The organism is Streptomyces cahuitamycinicus, assembly GCF_002891435.1.
Lineage (GTDB): Bacteria > Actinomycetota > Actinomycetes > Streptomycetales > Streptomycetaceae > Streptomyces > Streptomyces cahuitamycinicus.
In genome coordinates this window covers 1-5,279 of sequence record NZ_POUC01000502.1, presented here as the reverse complement: position 1 = coordinate 5,279, position 5,279 = coordinate 1, and the positions used below count along the sequence as shown (strand labels likewise).

The 5,279-nt window shown below is 70.3% G+C and carries 3 protein-coding genes and 1 pseudogene; 3 read left to right on the top strand and 1 reads right to left on the bottom strand.

Annotation, left to right across the window (positions count from 1 at the left end; translation table 11 throughout):
• Window positions 1–1,929, bottom strand: a 1,929-nt coding sequence (locus C1J00_RS37765; RefSeq protein ID WP_102913420.1) for an autotransporter, incomplete at its 3' end; no start/stop codon positions are given.
• Between the two features lie 215 nt (window positions 1,930–2,144).
• Between C1J00_RS37765 and C1J00_RS37760 the strand changes: the two genes are divergently transcribed.
• The 3 genes and pseudogenes from C1J00_RS37760 to C1J00_RS37750 form a co-directional block, all read left to right on the top strand.
• Window positions 2,145–3,266: a glycoside hydrolase family 43 protein gene (locus C1J00_RS37760; protein ID WP_102913419.1), complete on the top strand. Its 1,122-nt coding sequence runs from the start codon at window positions 2,145–2,147 to the stop codon at window positions 3,264–3,266.
• A 2-nt stretch (window positions 3,267–3,268) separates the two neighbouring features.
• Entirely contained in the window at window positions 3,269–4,681 is a 1,413-nt protein-coding gene (locus C1J00_RS37755) for an RICIN domain-containing protein (protein ID WP_102913421.1), read from the top strand.
• Between the two features lie 285 nt (window positions 4,682–4,966).
• Window positions 4,967–5,279: pseudogene (locus tag C1J00_RS37750) on the top strand (carbohydrate esterase); the annotation flags it as partial.

Sequence of the window (5,279 nt, the reverse complement as noted above, 5' to 3'; positions counted from 1 at the left end):
GGCCGGGGTGGACGGGGCAGTGGCCGTGTGGCCGGTGGAGGTGACGGCCGTCAGGACGACGTCGTTGCCGTCGCCGCCCCGGTAGCTGATGCGGTAGTTCGTGCCCGCCCGCTTCACACGGGCCCCTTCCCTCAGGCCGGTGAAGGTTCCCGAGGTTCTGGCCTCGCCCCTGTGGTCGAGCACGGTGATGTCGCGAGCCGCGTCGGGAGTGGCCGGCACGTCGAGGTGCCCGGCCAGCCGGACCCGGCCCGTCACCGTCAGCGGCTCGTCCCCGAGGACCAGTGAGCCCTTCGGGCTCTGGGTGTAGGGGCCGTCGACGGTGAGGCCCGTCGTGACCGTGCCGTCGTTGGTGACCGTACCGCTCACCGTGCCTTCGCCGGTCAGCGTCGTCGCCACGCGCAGACCCGGCCGGCCCGCGTCCAGCCTCGCGCCGGCCGTGGTGAGCCGGATCGACCTGCTGCCGGTGAGGGTGGCCCCGTCGCGCAGTGCAAGCGTGCCCCGGGTGACCGTGGTCGTCCCGGTGTAGGTGATCCCGCCGCCCGTCAGGGTCGTCGTGGCGGTGCCCGACTGGGTGAGGGAGCCGCTGCCGCCAATGCGGGACAGGGTGAGGGGCCTGGCCGTGTTGCGCAGGACCAGGGAGCCGTCGTTGACGAGCCGGTAGTGGGCACCGCCGGTGTACAGGCCGCCGTCGCCGCCCCGTTCGCCGCTGCCCAGGCGCAGGACCGCGCCCTTCTCCACCGTGGTGGAGCCGTCGTAGTACTGGACGGCCGCGAAGGTCACGTCGTTGCCGGGGGTGCCCGCGATGACGATGTCGCCGGCGCCGGGGGCCGACAGGGTGTCGTGGAACCTGCCGCCGCCGATGGGGGCGCCCAGCGTCACCGGGCCGTTGTAGTCGAAGGTGAGCCGGGAGCGCGAGCGGGCCGCCAGCAGGTTGATGTAGACCGTCTCCGCCGTGCCCGGCATGAAGATCCGGTCGGTCGTGCCGTCGCCCCACCGGACGTTCGCACCCTTGATGTTGGTACCGCGCTTGTTGACGTGTCTGCGGGCCGGCGTCCAGTTGAGGGCCGGGTCGCTGAGCGACGGGTCCGTGTCGCCGCCCCGGTCCGACCAGCTGTACTGCCCGGTCAGGACGACCTTCCCGCCGGGCCGCGACTGGACGTTGATGTCGCTGCCGTACTCGCGCTGGTAGAAGTCCATGCCCATCGTGACGGTCCGGCCCAGCGGGGTGTCGGCCGTCCAGGTGCCCTGGTTGAGGACCTTGCGGACGCGCGGGAGCGAGGTCGCGTACTCGGGCCGCCCGGCGTTGGTCTGCGTGCCGTTGTCGATCACCCCGGAGAAGGAGTGGGTGCCCGACAGGTCCCACGTGCCCCACAGGAACCTGGGCTGCGTGATCAGGCCCGAGCCGCTGATCGTGCCCAGGTTGTAGGCGCTCTTCAGCGACAGCCGCAGGGTGCCGTCGACGCGGATGTTGTCCTGGTTGAGGCGGAACGCCGGGGTGTTGTACGGGAAGTGGCCGATCAGGCCCGTCGTCCCGCCGTCGCCGTACTGGAGCGTCGCGCCCCGCTCCACCGTGATCGCCGGCGGGTCGGGCCGGGTGACGGTGACGTACGGGTGATTGCCGCCCGGCGTGAGCACCTGCTGCCGCTGCCGGGACTTCGGGAGCGTGAAGTCGCTGTCCCTGGTGAGGACCAGCGTTCCGCCGCCGCGCACCGTGAGCGTGCCCTCGCCGCGGAAGACGCCGTCGTACGTCGTCGTCCCGGGCGGCACGGTGACGACCGTGTCGCCGTCGAGCGTCACGCTTCGGCCGGCCAGCACGTCGGCCGTGACGTCCCGGGGGCCGGCGGCCACCGCCGGGGGAGCGGTGAGCAGTGAGGCGACCGCCGCGAGGACGCCCGCGGCCGCTGCTGTGGTGTGGGTGAGGCTGGGCACATGACCGGAGACGGGTCATGCCCTCGCCGATAACAGAAACTTCGGCGCCCGCTGTTTCCGGAACAGGCCGGACGGGTTGGTCCCGTCAGACCCGTTGACCTCCTCGTGTCACCCCCTTACCTTTCCACCGTTCGTAATGACAGATGGTGTTCGAAATCTCAGACGCCGCATCGGACGACACCGTGTGTCCCTCAGTGAGAGGCAGGCCCCACCGCATGAGCCGCGACCGCGACCACGCTCTGCCCGAACCCCCCAGCCGCAGACTGCTGCTGAAGGGCGCCGCAGCCGCCGGCGCCCTGGCCGCAGTCCCCGCCCTCTCCGGCGTCGCCGAAGCGGCGCCCCAGGGCGAAACCGCTGCCGGAACACCCGCCGGGCGCCCGAAGCCGGCCCCCTTCGTGAACCCGCTCGTCCGCAACCGGGCCGACCCGCACATCCACCGGCACAAGGACGGCTTCTACTACTTCACCGCCACCGCCCCCGAGTACGACCGCATCATCCTGCGCCGCTCCCGCACCCTGGGCGGACTCGGCACGGCGGACGAGTCCGTCATCTGGCGCGCCCACGCCACCGGCCCCATGGGCGCCCACATCTGGGCGCCCGAACTGCACCGCATCGGCGGCAAGTGGTACATCTACTTCGCCTCCGCGCCCGCCGAGGACGTCTGGGCGATCCGGATATGGGTGCTGGAGAACGCCCACCCCAACCCCTTCAAGGGCACCTGGGTGGAGCGGGGCCAGATCAAGACGGCCTGGGAAACGTTCTCCCTGGACGCCACGACCTTCACCCACCGGGGCAAGCGCTACCTCTCCTGGGCCCAGCACGAGCCCGGACTGGACAACAACACCGGCATCTTCCTCTCCGAGATGGCGAACCCGTGGACCCTGAAGGGCCCTCAGGTGCGGCTCTCCACCCCGGAGTACGACTGGGAGTGCATCGGCTTCAAGGTCAACGAGGGCCCGTACGTCCTCAAGCGCAACGGCCGGCTCTTCATGACGTACTCGGCCAGCGCCACCGACTCCAACTACTGCGTTGGCCTGCTGACCGCCGACGCCGACAGCCGCCTCCTGGACCCCTTGAGCTGGACCAAGTCGCCGACCCCGGTCTTCACCAGCAACGACACGACCAAGCAGTACGGCCCCGGCCACAACTGCTTCACGGTCGCCGAGGACGGCCGCACCGACGTCCTCGTCTACCACGCCCGCCAGTACAGGGAGATCAACGGGGACCCCCTGAACGACCCCAACCGCCACACCCGCGTCCAGAAGCTGGGCTGGAAGCGCGACGGCACCCCCGACTTCGGCGTCCCCATCGCCGACGCGGTGAAGGTGAGCGAATGAACATGAGACGTGCGTACGCCACCCTCCTCGCCCTGTGCCTGGGCCTGTTCACGGCCCTCGCCACAGCCGGACCCGCCCAGGCCGCGCCCCGGACCATCACCAACGGCACCCAGTTCACGGACACCTCGGGCAGCCCCCTCCACGCGCACGGCGGCGGAGTCCTCAAGGTCGGCACCTACTACTACTGGTTCGGCGAGCACCGCAACGCCGACAACACCTTCCGGTACGTCGACGCCTACCGCTCGACCGACCTGAAGAACTGGGAGTTCCGCAACCACGTTCTCACCGAGGCCAGCGCCCCGGAGCTCGCGACCGCCAACATCGAGCGGCCCAAGGTCATGTACAACGCGTCCACCGGCAAGTTCGTCATGTGGATGCACAAGGAGAACGGCACCGACTACAGCGAGGCCCGCGCGGCCGTCGCCGTCTCCGACACCGTCGACGGAAACTACACCTGGAAGGGCAGCTTCCGGCCGCTCGGCCAGCACATGTCCCGCGACATCACGGTCTTCACCGACACCGACGGCGCCGGCTACATGATCTCCGCCGCCCGGGAGAACTACGACCTCCAGATCTACCGCCTCACCGCCGACCACACCGGCATCGCGAGCCTGGTCGCCAACCCCTGGCCCGGCGGCCACCGGGAAGCCCCCGCCCTGTTCAAGCGGAACGGCGTGTACTTCATGCTGACCTCCGGCGCCACGGGCTGGAACCCCAACCAGCAGCAGTACGCCACGGCCACGAACCTCGCCGGGCCCTGGTCCGCCATGAAGAACGTCGGCGACTCGACGGCCTACGGCTCCCAGACCGCGTTCGTCCTGCCCGTGCAGGGCAGCTCGGGCACCTCGTACCTGTACATGGGCGACCGCTGGGGCAACTCCTTCGGCGGCACCGTCAACGACTCCCGGTACGTGTGGCTGCCGCTGACCTTCTCGGGCTCGACCACCATGTCCATGTCCTGGTCGCCGGAGGTCACCATCGACACGGCGGCCGGGACCGTCACCGGCACCGGCGCCGCGTACAACACGCTGATCGCCCGCCACTCCTCCAAGTGCGCGGACGTGACGAGCCAGTCGCTGGCGGCGGGCGCCCAGCTCAAGCAGTACGACTGCAACGGCGGCGCCAACCAGAAGTACTGGTTCAAGCCCGTCGGAAGCGGTTACTACCAGCTGATGGTCCGGAACAGCAGCCTCTGCGTGCGGGAGAACGCGAACACGGTCACGCAGGAGAACTGCGCCTCCTCCGCGACGAGCCAGCAGTGGTCGCTGACCACCACCGGCTCGTACGTCAACGTCAGGTCCCGCGCGAGCGGCGAGTGCCTCGACGTGAACGGCGCGTCCACCGCCAACGGCGCCGCGCTCATCACGTACACGTGCAACGGAGGCACCAACCAGCAGTGGACGCGCGGGACATGACGATCCGGACGGTCCCTGGGGCGCCCAGGTGGGCGCGGCGGGGACCGCCGGGGTCCAGGTGCCGTTGACGGTGACCCGGGGCCGGTCGTTCGCGTACGCCGTCGTCACACCGACGTGCGGGTGTGCGCGGCGGCCGCCCGGGTGAGAGTTGAATCGATTTCACGAAAGGGCTTTCACTCAGGTGTAGCCAGCGATCTGGTGAATGCTGCTCGGGGTCTAGAAAGCGCTTGTCCAGAGCGGTACGGTCCCCCTCCAGGACTTGTCGTGTGCTGGGAGGAGCCCGGAGTGAGACGTTTCAGCATCGCCGTCATGGCGGCGGTGACCTTGGGGACCGCGTTGTCGTCCGTACCCGCCCACGCGGGCGGGGGGAACGGCGGCCGGGGCCTCGCCCACTGCACGGCCGGCACCTGCCACTTCGACGTCACACCGGGCACCTACCACGTCCGGGTCACCCTCGGCGGGAAGACCGCCTCCGCCACCAGCGTCAGCGGCGAGACCCGCCGGTCCCTGCTGCCGGAGACGGCCGCACCGGCGGGTAGGCGCGTCACCCGCACCTTCACCGTCGACGTCCGTACCCCCGAGGGCGAGCCCACCGGCC

Bases quoted from the DNA above. Each gene is read 5' to 3' on its own strand.
- C1J00_RS37755 (WP_102913421.1), top strand. From the start codon at position 3,269: ATGAGACGTGCGTACGCCACCCTCCTCGCCCTGTGCCTGGGCCTGTTC.
- C1J00_RS37760 (WP_102913419.1), top strand. From the start codon at position 2,145: ATGAGCCGCGACCGCGACCACGCTCTGCCCGAACCCCCCAGCCGCAGA.